The following is a 17,336-nucleotide window of genomic DNA, read 5'->3' as shown; positions in this document are numbered from 1 at the left end:
AACAGAGATCGGGCCTCGGCCCGATCGCGGCAAATCAGTTGGCGCCGCCGAGCGCCTGCACATTGGCGCAGAATTCCGCATGCGGCTTGCTCATCGCCGCATCCTGGCATTCCTTCTTCATCGCTTCCTGCTTTTCCATCGGCATGGCCATGAAAGCTGTCTTGAAGTCCGCCATCGGCTTCATGGTTTTCATGCCGGAATCCGTGAAGAACGGCGCCATGTTGTCGGGCTCGTCCAGAGCACCGGCAAACGCCACGCCGCCGATCATGGAAAGAGCAAGCGCTCCGAGACAGATGTTCTTGAGGTTCATGAGATGGTTTCCTTCCCTGTTGTTTGGCACGAGCGTCAGAACGACGATCGTCCCCACGGTTCGGAACCAGAGCGGTCGTTGTTTCCTCAAAAAACATGATCACGCGAACGTGATTGCGTGAAGCCGGGCATTGCCGGAATGGCTTGCCAAAAAAAGAGGCCCGGATGCGATCCGGGCCTCAATGCGTGAACTCCTTTCGGGAGCGTCACGACGGGATCTTTCAAAGCAATTCCAGGAGAACTGTGCAGCGCTTTCCATTCGGAATTGCGTGGAGATATGGGGCCGGCGGGAGGAGGGTTCCGCCGGCCCCTTGGCTAAGCTGGCCTTACGGCACCACTTCGCCATGCTGGGAGATGTCGAGGCCTTCGACCTCTTCCTGGGTCGTCGGGCGCAGGCCGACAAGCGCCTTGACGATGTAGAGGAGCACGAAGGTGGCAATGCCGGTCCACACGATGGTGACGGCAACGCCGTAGATCTGCTTGCCGAGCGAAGCACCTGCGCCGAGGCTGTTGATCGCCGGGTCGGCGAGCACGCCGGTGAGCAGAGCGCCGACCACACCGCCGACGCCATGCACGCCGAAGGCGTCGAGCGAGTCGTCATAGCCGAACATGTGCTTGACCTTGACCGCCGAGAGGTAGCAGACGACGCCTGCGACGATGCCGACGATGAAGGCACCGGTCGGGTTGACGAAGCCGGAAGCCGGCGTCACCGCGACCAGGCCGGCAACCGCACCCGAGATGATGCCGAGCACGGAAGGCTTCTTGGCGACGATCCATTCGGCGAACATCCAGGCCAGTGCCGCCGCCGCGGTGGCAACCTGGGTGTTGAGCATGGCAGCGCCGGCAAGACCGTCGGCTGCCAGTTCCGAACCGGCGTTGAAGCCGAACCAGCCAACCCACAGCAGCGAAGCGCCGATCACCGAATAGACCAGGTTATGCGGCGCCATGTTGGTGGTGCCATAGCCTTCGCGCTTGCCGAGAACCAGCGCACAGACCAGACCGGCGACACCGGCGTTGATGTGAACGACCGTACCGCCGGCAAAGTCGAGCACGCCCGCCGATCCGAGGAAGCCGCCACCCCAGACCCAATGCGCGATCGGCACGTAGACGACCAGCAGCCACAACGCCATGAAGATCAGCAGCGCCGAGAACTTCATGCGTTCGGCGAAGGCGCCGGCAATGAGCGCCGGCGTGATGATGGCGAACGTCATCTGGAACATCGAGAACACGAATTCAGGAATGTTGGCGACGCCCGGCAGCCACAGCGAGGCCGTGGTGATGCCGTGATGGAAGAACTTCGAGGTGCCGCCGATATAGCTGTTCACGCCGCCGCCGTCCGAGAAGGCCAGCGAATAGCCGAACATGAACCACAGCACCGTCACCAGGCAGGTGATGGCGAAGCTCTGCATGACGGTGGCGAGCACGTTCTTCTTGCGCACCATGCCGCCGTAGAACAGCGCAAGGCCCGGAATGGTCATCATCAGCACCAGCGCCGTCGAGGTCAGCATCCAGGCGGTGTTGCCGGTGTCGAGCACCGGGGTCGGGGCAGCAGCCGGCGCGGCCGCGGCTGCGGCCGGTGCCGCTTCCTGTGCGAAGGCGGCGACCGTGCCCAATGCTGCGAGAGTAAGCGAACCCAAAAGGGCAGCTCGTCCCGTCGTCTTCAAGGTGGAAGGAATATTCATTGAACTCTCCATTGGAATACGTGATCGCCGCTCAGAGCGCGTCGGTGTCTGTTTCGCCGGTGCGGATGCGCACCGCCTGATCGATGCCGAAAACGAAGATCTTGCCGTCGCCGATCTGGCCGGTCTTGGCGGCTGCGGTGATGGCTTCGACGGCCTTGTCGACCATGTCGGCACTGACCGCGACTTCGATCTTGATCTTCGGCAGGAAGCTGACCGCGTATTCCGCCCCGCGATAGATCTCCGTATGCCCTTTCTGACGCCCGTAGCCTTTGACTTCGGTGACGGTCAGGCCCTGGATGCCGACGGCGGTGAGCGCTTCGCGTACCTCGTCGAGCTTGAACGGCTTGATGATTGCCATCACGATTTTCATAAGGTTTCACCCTTTGCTGTTGCGGTCCCCCGCGTTTGCACACCTTCACCGATCCCAAAGAGCCGGAGAGTGCCCACAAGGATTCAAGCTCCGTGCCAAGTGCCGAAGCAGGGTGTTAACCCACTGTAAACAAAGAGATTAGGGGGTGCACCGACGCAACCTGCCCACAGCTGCGGCGATACGTCTGCTTAAAAATTAGGCAAATTCTGAAAAATGCCTACTCTGCAGGCGACCGCTTGAGCCGGATCAGCCCTTCCTGCGCAACCGAGGCAATCAGCGTACCGTCGCGGGCAAACAGCGAGCCGCGTGTAAAGCCGCGCGAGCCCTGCGTCGACGGGCTGTCCTGCGTGTAGAGCATCCAGTCGTCGAGCGCATGGCTGCGGTGGAACCACATGGCGTGGTCGAGGCTCGCCGCCTGGATATCGCGATCGAAAATGGCGCGGCCATGCGCGAAGGTCGATGTGTCGAGCAGCGTCATGTCGGAGAGATAGGCGAGCACCGCTGCCTGGATGGCGCGGTCCGCCGGCACCGGACCGGTGGTGCGGATCCAGATGTTCTGCTTTGGCTCCAGCTTTTCGCGGCTGGTGTAATGCTTCAGCATCACCGGCTTCATCTCGATCGGCCGGTCGCGCTCCCAGTAGCGTTTGATGCCATCGGGCACCGCCTCGCCGAATTTGCCCAGCAATTCGCGTTGCGACAGCAATGTGTCCGGCCCCGGAACGTCCTGCGGCATCGGCACCTGGTGCTCCAGGCCGACCTCATCCTGCTGGAACGAGGCTTCGAGCGAAAAGATCGCCTGGCCGTGCTGGACCGCCACCACGCGCCGCGTGGTGAAGGAGCCGCCGTCGCGAATGCGGTCGACCTCGTAGACGATCGGCACCTTGGTGTCGCCGGGCCGCATGAAATAGCCGTGCAGCGAATGCACGTACCGATCGGGATCCACTGTCCGCTGCGCCGCCACCAGCGCCTGGGCGATGGTCTGGCCGCCGAACACGCGCTGCCAGTCGAGCAGCGGGCTGCGACCACGATACAGATTGTGTTCCAGCTTCTCGAGGTCGAGAATGCCGAGAAGCTCGTCCATGGCTGCCGTCATATTTCGCGCCCTCGCCGCAGAAGTGTTATGGCGGTTTCCGACAGGACGGACAGGCAGTCAAGGGCGCAAGACCCGGCCGGCGCAGGAGCGAAGATGATGGAACGCAAGGCGGACACGAAAAACAGATCCGGGCTCGATGTCCTGGTCGCCGGCGCCGGCTATGTCGGCCTGGCCGCCGCCGTATCGCTGAAACAGGCGCGACCGGGCCTCGCCATCGCTCTCGTCGATGCGGCACCTGCTGGCGCCTGGCAAAGGGATGGCCGCGCCTCGGCCATTGCCGCTGCCGCCTGCCGCATGCTCGACCAGCTCGGCGTGTGGGCCGAGATCGCACCCCAGGCGCAGGCGATCACTGAGATGATCATCACCGATTCGCGCACCGCCGATCCGGTGCGTCCGGTCTTCCTGACCTTCGGCGGCGAAGTGGCGCCGGGCGAGCCCTTTGCGCATATGGTCGCCAACAAGGTGCTGAACGGCGCCTTGCGGGCCAGCGCCGAAAGGCTCGGCATCGATATCATCGAAGGCGTCGCGGTGCAGGGCTTCGAGACCAACGGCAGTGGCATCACCGTGCATCTCGCCGACGGCGCGGCGCTGAAGGCGCGGCTGCTGGTCGCCGCCGACGGCGTCAACTCGAAGCTGCGCGACATGGCCGGCATCAAGACGGTGAAGTGGGAATATGGCCAGTCCGGCATCGTCTGCACGGTAGCGCATGAACGCCCGCACAATGGTCGCGCCGAAGAGCATTTCCTGCCGGCCGGGCCTTTCGCCACATTGCCGCTCAAACCCGGCGAGGACGGCACCAACCGCTCGTCGATCGTCTGGGTCGAGCGTACGCCCGATGCCGAGAAGCTGGTGGCCGGTGACGATCTCCTGTTCGAACACGAACTCGAGCAGCGTTTTGGCCTGAAGCTTGGCGAGATCCGCGTTACCGATGCGCCGCGCGCCTGGCCGCTCGGCTTGACCATTGCGCGTGCCTTCGTCGCGCCCCGCATCGCACTCGCCGGCGATGCCGCCCACGGCATCCACCCGATCGCCGGCCAGGGCCTCAATCTCGGCTTCAAGGATGTCGCAGCCCTTGCCGAGGTGATCGTCGAGGCCGACCGGCTCGGCCAGGACATCGGCGCGCTCGACGTCCTCGAACGCTACCAGCAGTGGCGCCGCTTCGACACGGTGCAGATGGGCATCACCACGGACGCGCTGAACCGGCTGTTTTCCAACGATATCGGCCCGCTGCGAACCGTCCGCGACATCGGCCTCAGCCTTGTCGAACGCATGCCGCGCCTGAAGGACTTTTTTATACGGCAGGCGTCGGGGTTGTCCGCCAGCACGCCGCGATTGTTGAAGGGCGAGGCGATCTGAGCGCTATCGCTCAGTTGACCTCGAAACCCAGCTTCTGCCGCAGCCGCAATATCCTCTGGTCGGATATTTCGAGGCGTTTTTCCCCGCCCTGGGCGGCGCGGTTGACCATCTGCAGCAGATCGTTTCGCTCGGCGACATCGAGGCGTTCGCGCAGGAACGGCGCCAGCTTGTCGATGACGACGGTGGTGTCGTCGACCTGCGCCGCCGCCCATTTGGCGTAGATCACCGCCTCGTCGGTCTTCTTCTTGTCGGCGATCTCGGAAATCACCGCGCGGATGACAGCCTCGCGCTGCGGCAGGATGGGCCCATGCTCGGAGACGATTGATGTGATCAGCGTAGCCGCCGCTACGACCGGATCATCGATCGCCGTCAGAGGCGACAGAGCCGCCTGCTTGCGCAGCTTCTTGCGACGGATGTTGCCCTGCACGCGCCCGACAACGTCCGCAACCTCGCGAGCCGCGTCGTTCATCGCCTTCATCCGGTACCACCAGAACGCCGCCGCGCCCATCACGCCAAGGATAGCAATCAGGAAAGGCATGTCGAAATCCCCAAGAACCCCGGCGACGATAGGAGAACTCTCGCCTTGCTTCAACACGCAAAAGTTGCGCACCAAATGAACCGGGACGATCGTTCAATCGAACGCCTTGGTTTCCGCGTGGCTGTAGCACATGGCGGGGGCTATGACCCCGGCACATTGTAGATCGCCCGCACCTCGATGGTGCCGATTTCGGCCAGCGGGATCTCGCCGGCGATCTCCAGCGCCTGGTCGAGACTGTCGGCCTCGATCATGACGAAGCCAAGCAACTGCTCCTTGGTTTCGGCGAACGGGCCGTCGGTGATCAGCCGCTTGCCCTGGCGTCGCCGCACCGTCTTCGACGTTTTCACCGATTGCAGCGCCTGCGCGACGATCAGCACCCCACGATGATCCAATGACCGGTCATGAGCCATCGAATCGGCATCGAGCTTGGCCAGACGCTCCGGCGTCATGGCATGGAGGTCGTTTTCCTCGCCATAGACCAGACAGACATATTTCATTTCCAGCTCCCTTGCTGTGACGAACCATAGGCGATCACGGTATCGGTTGAGTTCTTGCCGGCAGCGACATGGTCGAGAAGGCTGACCGCAATGCCGATGATTGCAACTGCCGCAAGCAGCCGGCCGAAGCCGGAGGGCGGCACATGCAGCGGGCCGCTTTTCCCTGGATCAGCCGTTCGGCAGGTGCTTGTCCAATGGGCAGAAAACAGATTGTTCATGCGAACCTCCATCCGCCACGAGAATCCGTGGCCGCCCGCAGGACGGTCGGGGCCGATGCAAGTCGACATTCTTGCACGTACATTTTTCAAAAAAATTCGGTGCGGCTCGCCGGTGCTGCATGCGCGCGCAAACAGCGCGGTGGCCTTCCCTCGCGCCCGCGCTATAGTTGGGAGGAACGCCGCCTGGCCGGCGCCACCGCTGTAATAAGGAGGAATTCATGGACCGCACCGCAAACGCCGTCTGGAAAGGCAATCTGAAAGAGGGCACGGGCACGCTCGACACCCAGAGCGGAACCCTGAAGGGCACGCCCTATTCGTTCAAAGCGCGCTTCGAGGACGAGAGCGGCAAATCCGGCACCAACCCTGAAGAGCTGATCGCGGCGGCGCACGCCGGCTGCTTTGCCATGCAGTTTTCGCATTTCCTGGCCGAGAACGGCACGCCGGCCACCGAACTCGACGCCAAGGCCGTGGTGACGCTGGTTCCCGGCACCGGGATCACCGGCAGCGCCCTCACAGTGGTCGGCAAGGTCCCGGGCATCGACGCGGCGAAGTTCAAGGAATTGGCCGAAAAGGCCAAGGCCGGCTGCCCGGTCTCGAAGGCGCTCGGCGCCATAAACGTATCGCTCGACGCCAAGCTCGGCTGAAGGCCCGAACGGCAAATTCATCCAGAAACCGCCGGCCCTTGGGCCGGCGTTTTCGTTTGCGGTCAGCCCTTCAACGCGGCCGCCCGCACATCCGATGGCGTCGCGCCGTAGCGCCGCCGGAACGCCCGGTTGAAATAGGAGAGGTCGTTGAAGCCTGCCTCGAAGGCGATCGCCGTGATGCTGCGTCCGGCATGACGAGGATTGCTGAGCATCCGATGCGCGCGCAACAGGCGCTGGCACAGCATGAAATCCGACAGCGACGTGCCTTCGCTCTCGAACAGTTTTCTGATGTAGCGGGCCGAAAGGCGGTGACGGCGGGCGATGTCTTCGGCCGACAGGTCGCCGCCATGGGCTGTTATTTCGGCCTTGATGGCACGCAGCCGCGCCACGCGCACGCCTCGGCCCCGGGCGATTTCTGCCGCGTCTCGGGTGGCACCCATGGCCAGAGCGACGAGATCGAAAATATGCGTCGTCGCCAGATGCCAGGCCTCCGGGGTCAGCACGTCGCCGGCATCCTGGATCGACCTGACATAGTCGAGCAGCAGCCGCATCGCCCCGCCGGAGGTTGGCAGCGGCTGCATCAGCGCCGGGGCCGGGTCGCCGATCAGCGGTGACAGTGCCTTGAGCGAGAAGCTCATATTGACGAAGCGAAGACCGCCTGGCTGGATGACATTGAGGCCGACCTCCTCGCCGCTCATCATCAGCGCCTGGCCGTTGCCGACCGGCTCCTCGCGGCCGCGATGCTTCATCACGCTTGCGCCATCGAGGGCGACCAGGAGGACGAGATCGTCGCTGTCGATCAGCGACGTCGAATGATGGACGCGGAATTCCGAACACGAGCCCGTGGCGATGCCGAGGCCAGGCAACGCGCGCACCTGCATATCGACATGCGTCGGGCCGAGTGGATCGAGATCGACCTTGAGCACCGTGCGGCCATAGACCTCGCGCATGACCTCGACGCGATCCCGCTCCGGAAGCGCGTCGGTCATCAGTCGGAACGAGGCGGTTGGCCCCATCGTCGCCGTCACCGGCATCCCCCATGCCTCAGGTCATTAGAAGCGGCGTGATATGCGCCGCGCCTCCGAAAACGTCAATACAGGGCCGTTTGGGCCGTTTTTAGGGCCGCTGCGTCCAAGCTGCCCGCTTTTGCCGGACCTAGTTTGCAGCGCGTTTCCGATCAGGAAGCGCATCGCAAACAGCCACAAGGGGGTTCGATGTATCATTTGCAATTGTTCAGGACACTGTCGGGGCTCGCCTCGGCAGGCTTCAATCCACGCGTCTATCTGTTGTCCATCGCTCTCGGCGGAACCGTCGCCGACCATCGCGATCCGAAGCGGCCGTGTGGGGAGCGTCGGCCATGAGCGTCCGGCATACAGTCCTGGCGGCACCGGTCCTGTGCCTCGGCCTATCGGGCTGCGTCGGCATCAACCCGGTTTCTGCGGTCGTCGGCATGGCCGGCATGGCAGCGGCCAACTCCGCCGGCATGGCGCAATCGAGCGTCATCAGCCCGCAGGAGCAGGCGAAGTACGCCTCGATGTCCTGTGCGGATCTGCGGCAATTGATGGCAGGTTACGAAGAGGCGAAGAACCATGGGCCGTCGGTCAAGAAATACGGCGGCATGGCGCCGGCCGGCAAGACGGCGATCGTCAACAATGTCATCGGCACGCGGCTTGTCTATCTCCGGCAGCTTGTTGCGAGCAAAGGATGTTGAGGGCCTCGTCACACCATGCCTGCCGGGCGGCACTTGTCGGGCTTGCCGGCTGGCTGGCCTTCAGCGCCGGCGGCGCTTACGGCCAGGGCAAGGGACCGACGACACGCTCGCGCCTCGGTGCGATGCCGGCAGCGCTTGTCGGCAAGTGGGGTTTTGCAGTTGCCAGCGGCAATTATTGCGACACATTCAGCAACTGCGATCCAGGCAGCGGCGGCAGCGTCACCTTTACCTTCGGGGCTGACGGGCGCACCTATTACGCGCTGTTCCAATCGTCTCTGGTCGACGGCTGCGGTCAGGTCCGGTCGCTGACCCTGAAAACCGGTAAGGCCTCCGTGCGCGGTTCGACCCTGGTTTTCACGCCGACGGCAGGAACCTACAAATCCGTCAATGGTTGCCGGCCCGACCTCACGGGCCTCTGGAAATTCAAGCCCGGTGACCTGAAGCCGGTCTCCTTGCGTTGGCAACTGGACGGCAACCAGTTGCGGCTGATCGACCCCGACGGCGAAGCGAGCGGCGTTTACTCGAGGAGGTGAGCCTAGCGCTCGCCGGTCAGCGCGTCGATGCGGGCGCGTAACATTGCAATCTCCTCCTCGAGGGCGCTGACGCGCTCCTCGAGGCCGGAGGCAGATGAAGCAGCCGACGCAGCCTGCATGGCGATGGGGGCGATCTGCGGAGTCCCGCTCAGCAGATGGACGTAACGCTCCTCGCGCTGGCCCGGTCCGCGTGGGATTTCCTGGATGAGTGGCGGTCGGCGGCCGATCAGCATGTCGAGCTCGGCGCGCAGATCTTCGATCGACGAAAACCGTGCCATGCGCTCGGTGCGCGCCGACAATTCATGGGCCGTCTGCGGCCCGCGCAGCAACAGCAAGCCGATCAAGGCGGTCTGCGGTGTGGTCAGCGAGAAGCGCTGCGCCATCTGGTGCTCGTAGCGCTCGACACGCGAACCGAACATCTGCCGCACCAGCCCCTTTTGTTCGAGCAGCTTCAGCCCCCGGTGCACCTCGCTCTGCTCCAGCGCCATCACCGGCTCGCGCGCCGTCTTCTGGTTGGCGGCAGCCAGTGCCGCGTTGAGCGTCAGCGGATAGACATCCGGCGTCAGCTCCTTCTTCTCGATCAGGCAGCCAAGAATGCGAGCTTCCACAGGGGAAAGGATGGGAAGGTCATCGCTCATTGGATTACTCTCGCCGGCAACCAACCAACCGCCTAAACCCTTCTCTCCACCATCATCTTCTTGATCTCCGCGATCGCCTTGGCCGGGTTGAGGCCTTTGGGGCAGGTCTGCGCGCAGTTCATGATGGTGTGGCAGCGATAGAGCCGGAACGGGTCTTCGAGATTGTCGAGCCGCTCGCCGGTGGCCTCGTCGCGGCTATCGATCAGCCAGCGATAGGCCTGCAGAAGCGTTGCCGGGCCGAGATAGCGGTCGCCGTTCCACCAATAGCTCGGGCACGAGGTCGAGCAGCAGGCGCACAATATGCATTCATAGAGCCCGTCGAGCTTCTCGCGGTCCTCATGGCTCTGCAGCCACTCCTTGGCCGGCTCCGGCGACACCGTCTTCAGCCAGGGCTGGATCGACGCGTGCTGGGCGTAGAAATTGGTGAGGTCGGGCACCAGATCCTTGACCACCTGCATATGCGGCAGCGGGTAGACTTTTACCGCGCCCGAAATGTCGTCGCAGCCCTTGGTGCAGGCGAGCGTGTTGGAACCGTCGATGTTCATGGCGCAGGAGCCGCAAATGCCTTCGCGGCAGGAACGCCGCAAGGTCAGCGTCGGGTCGATCTTGTTCTTGATCCACAGCAGCGCGTCGAGCACCATCGGCCCGCAATCGTCCATGTCGACGAAATAGGTGTCGATGCGCGGGTTCTCGTCGTCGTCCGGCGACCAGCGATAGATGCGGTATTCCCGCAGATTGGTGGCGCCCTCCGGCTTCGGCCAGGTCTTGCCCGGCTTGATCTGCGAATTCTTGGGGAGCGTGAGTTCAACCATGTTCGATCCTCAATACACTCTGGCCTTGGGCGCGATCTTGGCGAGGCTGATGCCGCCGTCCTTTTCAGCCAGCTGCGGCTCGGTGTGCACCGGCCGGTAGGAGAGGGCCACCTTGCCGTCTTCGCTCAGCCTGGCCAGCGTATGCTTGCGCCAGACCGCGTCGTCGCGCGCCGAAAAGTCCTCGCGTGCGTGCGCGCCACGGCTCTCCTTGCGCGCCTCGGCGCTGTAGACCGTGGTGATGGCATTGGCCATCAGGTTTTCGAGCTCCAGCGTTTCGACCAGATCGGAGTTCCAGATCATCGAGCGGTCGGACACTTTGATGTCCTTCAACTCGCCCCAGATCTGCGAAATGCGCTTACAGCCATTTTCGAGCGACTCCTGCGTGCGGAATACGGCCGCGTCTTCCTGCATCGCCTTCTGCATCTTTTCACGCAGCACCGCCGTCGGCGTCGAGCCGTTGGCGTGGCGCAGCCGGTCGAAGCGGTCCATGATCTTTTCGACCGAGGCTTCGTTGGGCGAAGGGATCGCCGACTTGCGGTCGATGACCTGGCCGGCGCGGATCGCCGCCGCGCGGCCGAACACCACAAGATCGATCAACGAATTCGAACCGAGCCTGTTGGCGCCGTGCACGGAGGCGCAGCCGGCTTCGCCGACAGCCATCAATCCGGGCGACACCTGGTCTGGATTGAGCGCCGTCGGATTGAGCACCTCGCCCCAGTAATTGGTCGGCACGCCGCCCATATTGTAGTGGACCGTGGGCAGCACCGGGATCGGCTCCTTGGTCAGGTCGACACCGGCAAAGATCTTGGCCGATTCCGAAATGCCCGGCAGCCGCTCATGCAGGACGGCGGGATCGAGATGGTCGAGATGCAGGAAGATGTGGTCCTTGTTCTTGCCGACGCCGCGGCCTTCGCGGATCTCCAGCGTCATGCAGCGCGAGACGACGTCGCGCGAGGCAAGGTCCTTGGCTGACGGCGCATAGCGCTCCATGAAGCGCTCGCCCTCGGAATTGACGAGATAGCCGCCCTCGCCGCGCGCACCCTCGGTGATCAGGCAGCCGGCGCCATAGATGCCGGTCGGGTGGAATTGCACGAACTCCATGTCCTGCAGCGGAAAGCCGGCACGCGCGGCCATGCCGCCGCCGTCGCCGGTGCAGGTGTGCGCCGAGGTGGCCGAGAAATAGGCGCGGCCATAGCCGCCGGTCGCCAGCACCACCATCTTGGCCGAGAAGCGGTGGATGGTGCCGTCATCCAGGTTCCAGGCGACGACACCGGTGCAGGTGCCGTCCGGCTCCATGATCAGGTCGAGCGCGAAATACTCGATGAAGAACTGCGCATTGTTCTTCAGCGACTGGCCGTAAAGCGTATGCAGGATGGCATGCCCGGTGCGGTCGGCGGCGGCACAGGTGCGCTGCACGGGGGGACCTTCGCCATAGTTCATCATGTGGCCGCCGAACGGCCGCTGGTAGATCTTGCCCTCTTCGGTGCGCGAAAACGGCACGCCGTAATGTTCGAGCTCGTAGACCGCGGCCGGCGCCTCGCGCACCAGATATTCCATGGCGTCGACATCGCCCAGCCAGTCCGAGCCCTTGACGGTGTCGTACATGTGCCATTGCCAGGAATCGGGACCCATGTTGGACAGCGAGGCGGCAATGCCGCCTTGCGCCGCCACCGTGTGCGAGCGGGTCGGGAACACCTTGCTGATGCAGGCGGTGCGCAGCCCCTGTTCGGCCATGCCGAGCGTGGCGCGCAGGCCGGCGCCGCCGGCGCCAACGACCACCACGTCGAACTTGTGGTCGACAAAGGTATAGCCTGCCGTGTTGGCTTGTTTCGCGTCCTTGGCCAACTCAGCCTCCGAATGCCAGCTTGAGCAGGGCGAAGATCGAGGCGACGCCGACCGCTATGGTGAAAAATGTATTGAGCGCGATCAGCGCCAGCTTCATGCCTTCGCCATGCACGTAATCCTCGATGATCACCTGCATGCCGATCCGCATATGGGTGAGACCGGAGATGAGCACCAGGGCCATCACCAGCGCCACGAACGGGTTGGCAAGGGCTGCCCGCACATGCTCGTGGTCGGCGCCGTTGAGCGCGATCAGGAAACCGACGAAGAACAGGATCAGCGGGATGTTGGCGATCGCGGTCAGGCGCTGGCGCCAGAAATGCCCGGTGCCCTCGCGGGCGGAGCCAAGGCCGCGGACCCTCGCCAGCGGCGTGCGCATGTCGGTGTTTTTGCCGCTCATGATCAAGCTCCCCGCGCCATGGTGCCGGCGATCCAGATCAGCAGCGTGAGCAGGATCGAGCCGGCCAGCGTCGCCCAGGCGATCTTCGAGGCGGTATGCTTTTCCAGGCCCGCGCCGGTGTCCCAGATGAGGTGCCGTACGCCGCCCAGCATATGATGCATCAGCGCCCAGGTGTAGCCGAACAGGATGATCCGGCCGAGCCAGGTGCCGAAGGCCCAATTGGCCCAATCGAAGGTCGCCTGCGAGCTTGCCGCCGCCATCAGCCACAGGGCGACCAGCAGCGTGCCGAAATACAGCGCGCCGCCGGTGATGCGGTGAATGATCGACATCGTCATGGTGATCGGCGGCCGGTACACGGTGAGGTGCGGCGAAATCGGCCGTTCACGTCTGGCAAATTCGCGGGTGGCTGGTGATTTGCTCATGGCTCCCCCAGTTCGGCGTCTCTCTGGAGCCTCAGGTGGAAATGCGGCATTGCCGCTTCCGGTTGCGACTTCGGACAGCCGGTTTCTAATGCTCTTTTTGCACCGCGTCAAAGCCAGAAAACCGTTTCGAAAACGTAATTTAGTCTGACTAAAAGGCGGGCTTTGGCTTCAATCGATTAGGCCGGGAAGGCCTGAAGCCGGCTCGATATCGCTGCAGTGCAACATATCTGGCCCCAGAGCCCAGCGGTGGTGAGACTGGCGTCAGCGTTTGCAGGTCTGCGGCGTCGATCCCTTCTTCATCACCAGCGCCTCGCGCCCGTCGATCACGATTGCGTCATGCGTGGCCGCCTGGTAGCGGCTGCTCTGGTTGGCAGGCGACGCCGCAAACTCCTCGGTCGCGCCGTCGGACCCGACCACACGCAACGACGTGCCTAGATTTTGGATGGAAATCATACCGTTGTTGCCGCATCTATAGGTGGCCGTGCCTATGCCTGGTCGCGGCGCGGTAAGGTCGGTGATGATCTTGGTTGCAGCTGCCGGAGGCACCGCGGCTGCGACGGACTGCTGGGCCGGCGCAGGTGAGACGACGACGGTATTGGCTGTCTTCGGCGCGCTGTCTTGCGGCACACAGGCAGCGACGACACCGAGCAACGGGAAAACGGACACCCAAATCGGCCGGCGTAGCGCCATATGCTGTCCTCCCGCGCGGCAAGCGGCCACGATGCTTTGTCCAGATCAATATCGTCCCGACGCCAAGGCGGACGCCGCTGCGATGGTGCGGCCAAGCATGGCCGAATGATGGCCACCGGGTTTTCCATCCAGTCGGATATTAACGGATATTAACCATGTTTACCGAGACATCGCCGCCAAACGCGCCGGCCTCTTAACAAAGGTTAAGAAACCGTTAATTTCTGATTCGAGGAGGCTTTCCCTCAAGACACGGAGGACGCCATGCGTTCGAATTCGGGCAAATCGCGCCTTGCGGCGCTCATCGTGGCAGCCTCGGTCGCCGGCCTTGCAGCGCCAGCGCTTGCCGGCGCACGGCATCAGGATCGCGTGTACGCCGATTCCTTCGGCAACCTCGTCGTCGACAGCGCCGCCGGCTACAAGCGCATCATCGTCGGCCAAGGCAGGCTGGCCAAGCAGCTCTCCGACTACACCAGCGCCGGCCAGCCCAAGGTGATCTACGAGAACGAAGCCGACGAAATCGGCGGTTATAGCGATTGCTACCGGCCGCCGGTGCTGGTGAAGGGCCGCTCCTATATGTACGGCCTCTCCGACGGCGAGATGCCCGAACTCAGCCCCTGCCGCTAGCTTCCGTTCCGGCTGCCGACCAGTTGCCGGCAGGCCCGACGGAGACGCGCACGCAATCGCGCCCGGCATTCTTCGCCTGATAGAGCGCCTGGTCGGCCCGCCGCATCAGATCGGCAAAGTCTTCGCTCGCATGGAGTTCGGCGACGCCGAAGCTCGCGGTGCAGCGGTTGTCAGCCGGCAGTCCGTCTATGGGCAGCGCGCCGAAGGCGCTGCGCGTTCCCTCGGCGAACAGCCGCGCCGCGGCAAGGTTGGTTCCCGGCAGGATGATGGCGAACTCCTCGCCGCCAATGCGGCCGGCAACGTGATGCGCGGCGGCGGCTTCACGCAGGAAGCCTGCAAAAGTCTCGATCACCCGGTCGCCGGACGCATGGCCGAAGCTGTCGTTGACGCTCTTGAAATGATCGAGATCGGCTATGACCAGCGCGACCGGCACGCCTTGCCGCAGGGCGCCAAGCACCGCCAGTTCGGCATGGCGGGTGAAGCCGCCGCGATTGAGCAGGCGCGAAAGCGTGTCCGTCTCCGACTTCGACGTCACTTCGGCAAGCACGTCGCGAACCAGGATGGCCAGCATCAGCAGCGCCAGCGCCAGCGCAAAGACAGTGCCGAGCGATTGCGACACCAGCGCGTAGTTGCTTTGCAGATAGGCTTGCGGATTGGCGCCCCAGCCGCCGAGCGCATGGGCGATGAATGGCTTGGAGGCAAACTGCAGGCCGCTCGCCGCCAGCACGGCCATCAATATGCGATCGAGACGGGCAAGCTTTTGCCTCGATGACCAGACGATGGCCAGCCCGATGAACTGCATGACCGCATAGGGAAGCTGGTAGGCCATGATGCGGATCAGCGACTGGCGGGGCAGGTCCTGTACGAAATACACAGCTATGGTGGTGGCCAACAGGAAAAACAGCATCGCCTTCCAGGGCGGCGCCACGCCGTATTTGCGGGCAAGCCCGCCATTGAACGCAATGGTTGCGGCAAGGAAGACCGCGAAGGCGGCAACGACCGGGAGCCGCGCGTCGGCAAAAGCGGGAATGGAGAATTCGATGGCCGAATAGGCCATGCCCAGCAGATAGCCAAATGCCAGCCAGCGCGCCGGCGCCCGGCCGACATCGTGGAAGGCGACCGCCATGAAGCAGGCCGCCAGCAGACCGGCAACCGACAGATTGATCAACAGGATGAAGTTGGCGCCGCTCATGTTCTCCCGCACCCGCGCCGACAGCTAATCATCGACGGGCGAAGAAGACGTTAACGTCCTGGCCGGGCAGGATTCAGCCGGTCTTGAGCGGCTCCGGCAGGAACGCCGTTTCCGGTCGCTCATAGGACAGGCGTACACTGTCGCGGCCGTTCTTCTTGGCCTTGTAGAGCGCATCGTCGGCACGGCGCATCAGCGGCTCCAGCGCCTCGTCACCGCTGCGGGCCGCCACGCCGAAGCTTGCCGTCACCTTCGTTCCCTGGGGAAGCCCGTCGACATGGCCGGCCGAATAGACCGTGCGCACCGCTTCGGCGAACAGCCGTGCCGCGGCAAGATCGCTGAGTGGCAGCAGCACCGCGAATTCCTCGCCGCCGATACGCCCGGCAACACCGCGCGCGCCGGCCGCCGACCGAAGCTTGGCGGCGAAATCGGCAATCACGCGATCGCCCGCCCCATGCCCATGCACATCGTTGAGCGCCTTGAAATGATCGAGGTCGGCCAGCACCAGCGCGACCGGGAACCGCGCCGAGGCGCAGTGCCGCAAGAGCAGCATGCCGCGCTCCTCGAAGCCACGCCGGTTGAGCAGGCCCGACAGGGGGTCGGTAAAGGTCTCGGTCTTCAACGCCTTCAACACGTCGAGTGCCGCGGCGGAAAACAGGCACAGCGCGATAAGCAGCGACAGCAGCGCGTGCGACAGCAGCGCCGTCGTCCAGTAGGACGAGCCATAGAACCCGTCATAGCTCGTAAAGGGCCCGTGCGCGATGACGACGACAAGGGTGCGCACGAAGAAGTTGACGCCCGACAGCAGCGACAGCACGAACAGGATTTTCTCGGTCGGGCCGCTGTTGCGCACCGGGCGCAGTTCGGCGGCAACCAGAAGGCTGATACCGCCGAAAGCGAAATTCATCGCCAGGATGCGCCAGGTGAGATCCGGCGCGACGAACAGGAACCAGCAAAACGACGCCAGTCCCCCGCAGGCCAGCGCGCCGATCCCCACATAGGGCACCTTGCGGCCATAGCGGTGGACGATGGCGCCGGCCAGGCAGCAGCCGGCGATGCTGAAGCAGATGTTCGACACCAGCTTGGTCAGCGGCATGCCGATCGGCAAGGTGAAATACTGAAGCAGGAAGCCCACCGCCGAGAGACTGTAGCTGAGCGCCAGCACGGCCAGATAGGGGCGGTGGCGCTGATAGGACCATAGCACGAGGAACGCCGCGCCGAGCGCCAGCGCGATCGTCGGGTTGAGCAGCGCTATGAGCAGACCCGTGTCCAAACGACTATGACTTCCCCTCGCTTACGTCGGGGAAGAGCTTAGAGGGCAAGCCCAAACAAGCGGTTAAGCCTCGCCGCAAGCAGGACCGCCATCTCAAAATAATGTCAGGGAACCGCCGTCTCCGGTCAGCGTTCCTTCGTTCACAATCTGGAGCGACCCATGGCCGACACAATCACACTGACCGACCACGATGCGATCCGCTCGTGGGCTGCCGGGCGCGCCGGCTTTCCCGCAATCGTCGACATCTCGCCCGAAGCGGGGACGCAGCCCATGTTGAGGCTGGTCTTCGGCCAGCACGCCTATCAGGATCAGGACCAGCCTGAACGGCCGCTCAATGCGGGAGGATATGAACTCGTCGAATGGGACGAATGGTTCAAGCTCTTCGAGGAACAACAGCTTGCGCTTGTGGTCGCGGCCGAACAGCCCGGACGCCGCGAGGAGTTCCACGAACTCGTCCGCCGTGACGGGAAGCGTTGACCCGAGCCGGGTGCGGCT

At 63.8% G+C, this 17,336-nt stretch carries 22 protein-coding genes; 6 read left to right on the top strand and 16 right to left on the bottom strand.

Annotated features, from left to right (window positions below; all coding sequences use genetic code 11):
• Positions 1 to 34 precede the first annotated feature (34 nt).
• The 4 genes from AC0NIL_RS05240 to tesB all read right to left on the bottom strand — a co-directional run bounded on the left by AC0NIL_RS05240 (position 35) and on the right by tesB (position 3,454).
• The gene (locus AC0NIL_RS05240) at positions 35 to 310 is read right to left on the bottom strand and encodes a hypothetical protein (protein WP_013528891.1); all 276 of its coding nucleotides are present in this window, start codon (positions 308 to 310) and stop codon (positions 35 to 37) included.
• A gap of 325 nt (positions 311 to 635) precedes the next feature.
• On the bottom strand, positions 636 to 1,991 hold the full coding sequence (locus AC0NIL_RS05235) for an ammonium transporter (protein WP_027163308.1): 1,356 nt from the start codon (positions 1,989 to 1,991) through the stop codon (positions 636 to 638).
• Positions 1,992 to 2,022: 31 nt separating this feature from the next.
• Entirely contained in the window at positions 2,023 to 2,361 is a 339-nt protein-coding gene (locus tag AC0NIL_RS05230; RefSeq protein ID WP_013528889.1) for a P-II family nitrogen regulator, read from the bottom strand.
• Between the two features lie 217 nt (positions 2,362 to 2,578).
• Positions 2,579 to 3,454, bottom strand: coding sequence for an acyl-CoA thioesterase II (tesB, locus tag AC0NIL_RS05225; protein WP_013528888.1), 876 nt, complete (start codon positions 3,452 to 3,454; stop codon positions 2,579 to 2,581).
• Between the two features lie 96 nt (positions 3,455 to 3,550).
• Between tesB and AC0NIL_RS05220 the strand changes: the two genes are divergently transcribed.
• Positions 3,551 to 4,810 carry a ubiquinone biosynthesis hydroxylase gene (locus AC0NIL_RS05220; RefSeq protein WP_473573850.1) on the top strand — a complete coding sequence of 420 codons (1,260 nt, stop codon included), beginning with the start codon at positions 3,551 to 3,553 and terminating at the stop codon, positions 4,808 to 4,810.
• Between the two features lie 10 nt (positions 4,811 to 4,820).
• On the opposite strand, the gene AC0NIL_RS05215 is transcribed toward AC0NIL_RS05220, so the two are convergent.
• From AC0NIL_RS05215 to AC0NIL_RS05205, 3 genes are all read right to left on the bottom strand, one after another.
• Entirely contained in the window at positions 4,821 to 5,348 is a 528-nt protein-coding gene (locus tag AC0NIL_RS05215; RefSeq protein WP_275953437.1) for a hypothetical protein, read from the bottom strand.
• 140 nt (positions 5,349 to 5,488) lie between these two features.
• Positions 5,489 to 5,845 (bottom strand): YciI family protein, encoded by a 357-nt coding sequence (locus AC0NIL_RS05210; RefSeq protein ID WP_275953436.1) that lies wholly within the window; start codon positions 5,843 to 5,845, stop codon positions 5,489 to 5,491.
• Positions 5,842 to 6,063 (bottom strand): hypothetical protein, encoded by a 222-nt coding sequence (locus AC0NIL_RS05205; protein WP_063170404.1) that lies wholly within the window; start codon positions 6,061 to 6,063, stop codon positions 5,842 to 5,844. The genes AC0NIL_RS05210 and AC0NIL_RS05205 overlap by 4 nt, the downstream gene beginning before the upstream one ends.
• 218 nt (positions 6,064 to 6,281) lie before the next feature.
• Here AC0NIL_RS05205 and AC0NIL_RS05200 point away from each other — a divergent pair, with 218 nt between their 5' ends.
• A complete protein-coding gene (locus AC0NIL_RS05200; RefSeq protein ID WP_013528883.1) occupies positions 6,282 to 6,707 on the top strand; it encodes an OsmC family protein in 426 nt (141 codons plus the stop codon).
• Positions 6,708 to 6,769: 62 nt separating this feature from the next.
• On the opposite strand, the gene AC0NIL_RS05195 is transcribed toward AC0NIL_RS05200, so the two are convergent.
• A complete protein-coding gene (locus AC0NIL_RS05195) occupies positions 6,770 to 7,741 on the bottom strand; it encodes a helix-turn-helix transcriptional regulator (protein WP_473573822.1) in 972 nt (323 codons plus the stop codon).
• A 323-nt stretch (positions 7,742 to 8,064) separates the two neighbouring features.
• Between AC0NIL_RS05195 and AC0NIL_RS05190 the strand changes: the two genes are divergently transcribed.
• Positions 8,065 to 8,418, top strand: a complete 354-nt coding sequence (locus AC0NIL_RS05190) for a hypothetical protein (RefSeq protein ID WP_013528880.1) — start codon at positions 8,065 to 8,067, stop codon at positions 8,416 to 8,418.
• Positions 8,412 to 8,951 carry an META domain-containing protein gene (locus tag AC0NIL_RS05185; RefSeq protein WP_013528879.1) on the top strand — a complete coding sequence of 180 codons (540 nt, stop codon included), beginning with the start codon at positions 8,412 to 8,414 and terminating at the stop codon, positions 8,949 to 8,951. The genes AC0NIL_RS05190 and AC0NIL_RS05185 overlap by 7 nt, the downstream gene beginning before the upstream one ends.
• 2 nt (positions 8,952 to 8,953) lie before the next feature.
• Here the strand turns inward: AC0NIL_RS05185 and AC0NIL_RS05180 are convergent, their stop codons facing one another.
• From AC0NIL_RS05180 to AC0NIL_RS05155, 6 genes are all read right to left on the bottom strand, one after another.
• Positions 8,954 to 9,589 (bottom strand): YceH family protein, encoded by a 636-nt coding sequence (locus AC0NIL_RS05180; RefSeq protein WP_024504993.1) that lies wholly within the window; start codon positions 9,587 to 9,589, stop codon positions 8,954 to 8,956.
• Between the two features lie 32 nt (positions 9,590 to 9,621).
• Positions 9,622 to 10,401 (bottom strand): succinate dehydrogenase iron-sulfur subunit, encoded by a 780-nt coding sequence (locus AC0NIL_RS05175; protein ID WP_013528877.1) that lies wholly within the window; start codon positions 10,399 to 10,401, stop codon positions 9,622 to 9,624.
• Between the two features lie 9 nt (positions 10,402 to 10,410).
• On the bottom strand, positions 10,411 to 12,246 hold the full coding sequence (gene sdhA, locus AC0NIL_RS05170; RefSeq protein ID WP_064992607.1) for a succinate dehydrogenase flavoprotein subunit: 1,836 nt from the start codon (positions 12,244 to 12,246) through the stop codon (positions 10,411 to 10,413).
• Position 12,247: 1 nt separating this feature from the next.
• Positions 12,248 to 12,643 (bottom strand): succinate dehydrogenase, hydrophobic membrane anchor protein, encoded by a 396-nt coding sequence (gene sdhD, locus AC0NIL_RS05165; protein ID WP_013528875.1) that lies wholly within the window; start codon positions 12,641 to 12,643, stop codon positions 12,248 to 12,250.
• Positions 12,644 to 12,645: 2 nt separating this feature from the next.
• A complete protein-coding gene (sdhC, locus tag AC0NIL_RS05160) occupies positions 12,646 to 13,065 on the bottom strand; it encodes a succinate dehydrogenase, cytochrome b556 subunit (RefSeq protein ID WP_013528874.1) in 420 nt (139 codons plus the stop codon).
• A gap of 261 nt (positions 13,066 to 13,326) precedes the next feature.
• On the bottom strand, positions 13,327 to 13,755 hold the full coding sequence (locus AC0NIL_RS05155; RefSeq protein WP_013528873.1) for a hypothetical protein: 429 nt from the start codon (positions 13,753 to 13,755) through the stop codon (positions 13,327 to 13,329).
• 261 nt (positions 13,756 to 14,016) lie between these two features.
• Here AC0NIL_RS05155 and AC0NIL_RS05150 point away from each other — a divergent pair, with 261 nt between their 5' ends.
• Positions 14,017 to 14,379 carry a hypothetical protein gene (locus AC0NIL_RS05150; protein WP_013528872.1) on the top strand — a complete coding sequence of 121 codons (363 nt, stop codon included), beginning with the start codon at positions 14,017 to 14,019 and terminating at the stop codon, positions 14,377 to 14,379.
• Here the strand turns inward: AC0NIL_RS05150 and AC0NIL_RS05145 are convergent.
• The gene (locus AC0NIL_RS05145; protein ID WP_473542612.1) at positions 14,363 to 15,571 is read right to left on the bottom strand and encodes a GGDEF domain-containing protein; all 1,209 of its coding nucleotides are present in this window, start codon (positions 15,569 to 15,571) and stop codon (positions 14,363 to 14,365) included. The two genes, AC0NIL_RS05150 and AC0NIL_RS05145, sit on opposite strands and share 17 nt — an antisense overlap.
• Positions 15,572 to 15,644: 73 nt before the next feature.
• Positions 15,645 to 16,841 (bottom strand): GGDEF domain-containing protein, encoded by a 1,197-nt coding sequence (locus AC0NIL_RS05140; RefSeq protein WP_473542615.1) that lies wholly within the window; start codon positions 16,839 to 16,841, stop codon positions 15,645 to 15,647.
• Between the two features lie 159 nt (positions 16,842 to 17,000).
• Between AC0NIL_RS05140 and AC0NIL_RS05135 the strand changes: the two genes are divergently transcribed.
• Entirely contained in the window at positions 17,001 to 17,318 is a 318-nt protein-coding gene (locus tag AC0NIL_RS05135) for a hypothetical protein (protein ID WP_013528869.1), read from the top strand.
• Positions 17,319 to 17,336: the final 18 nt, after the last annotated feature.

The sequence above is a fragment of the Mesorhizobium sp. WSM1343 genome, from assembly GCF_055901535.1.
This window is presented reverse-complemented; position numbering and strand designations above follow the sequence as displayed.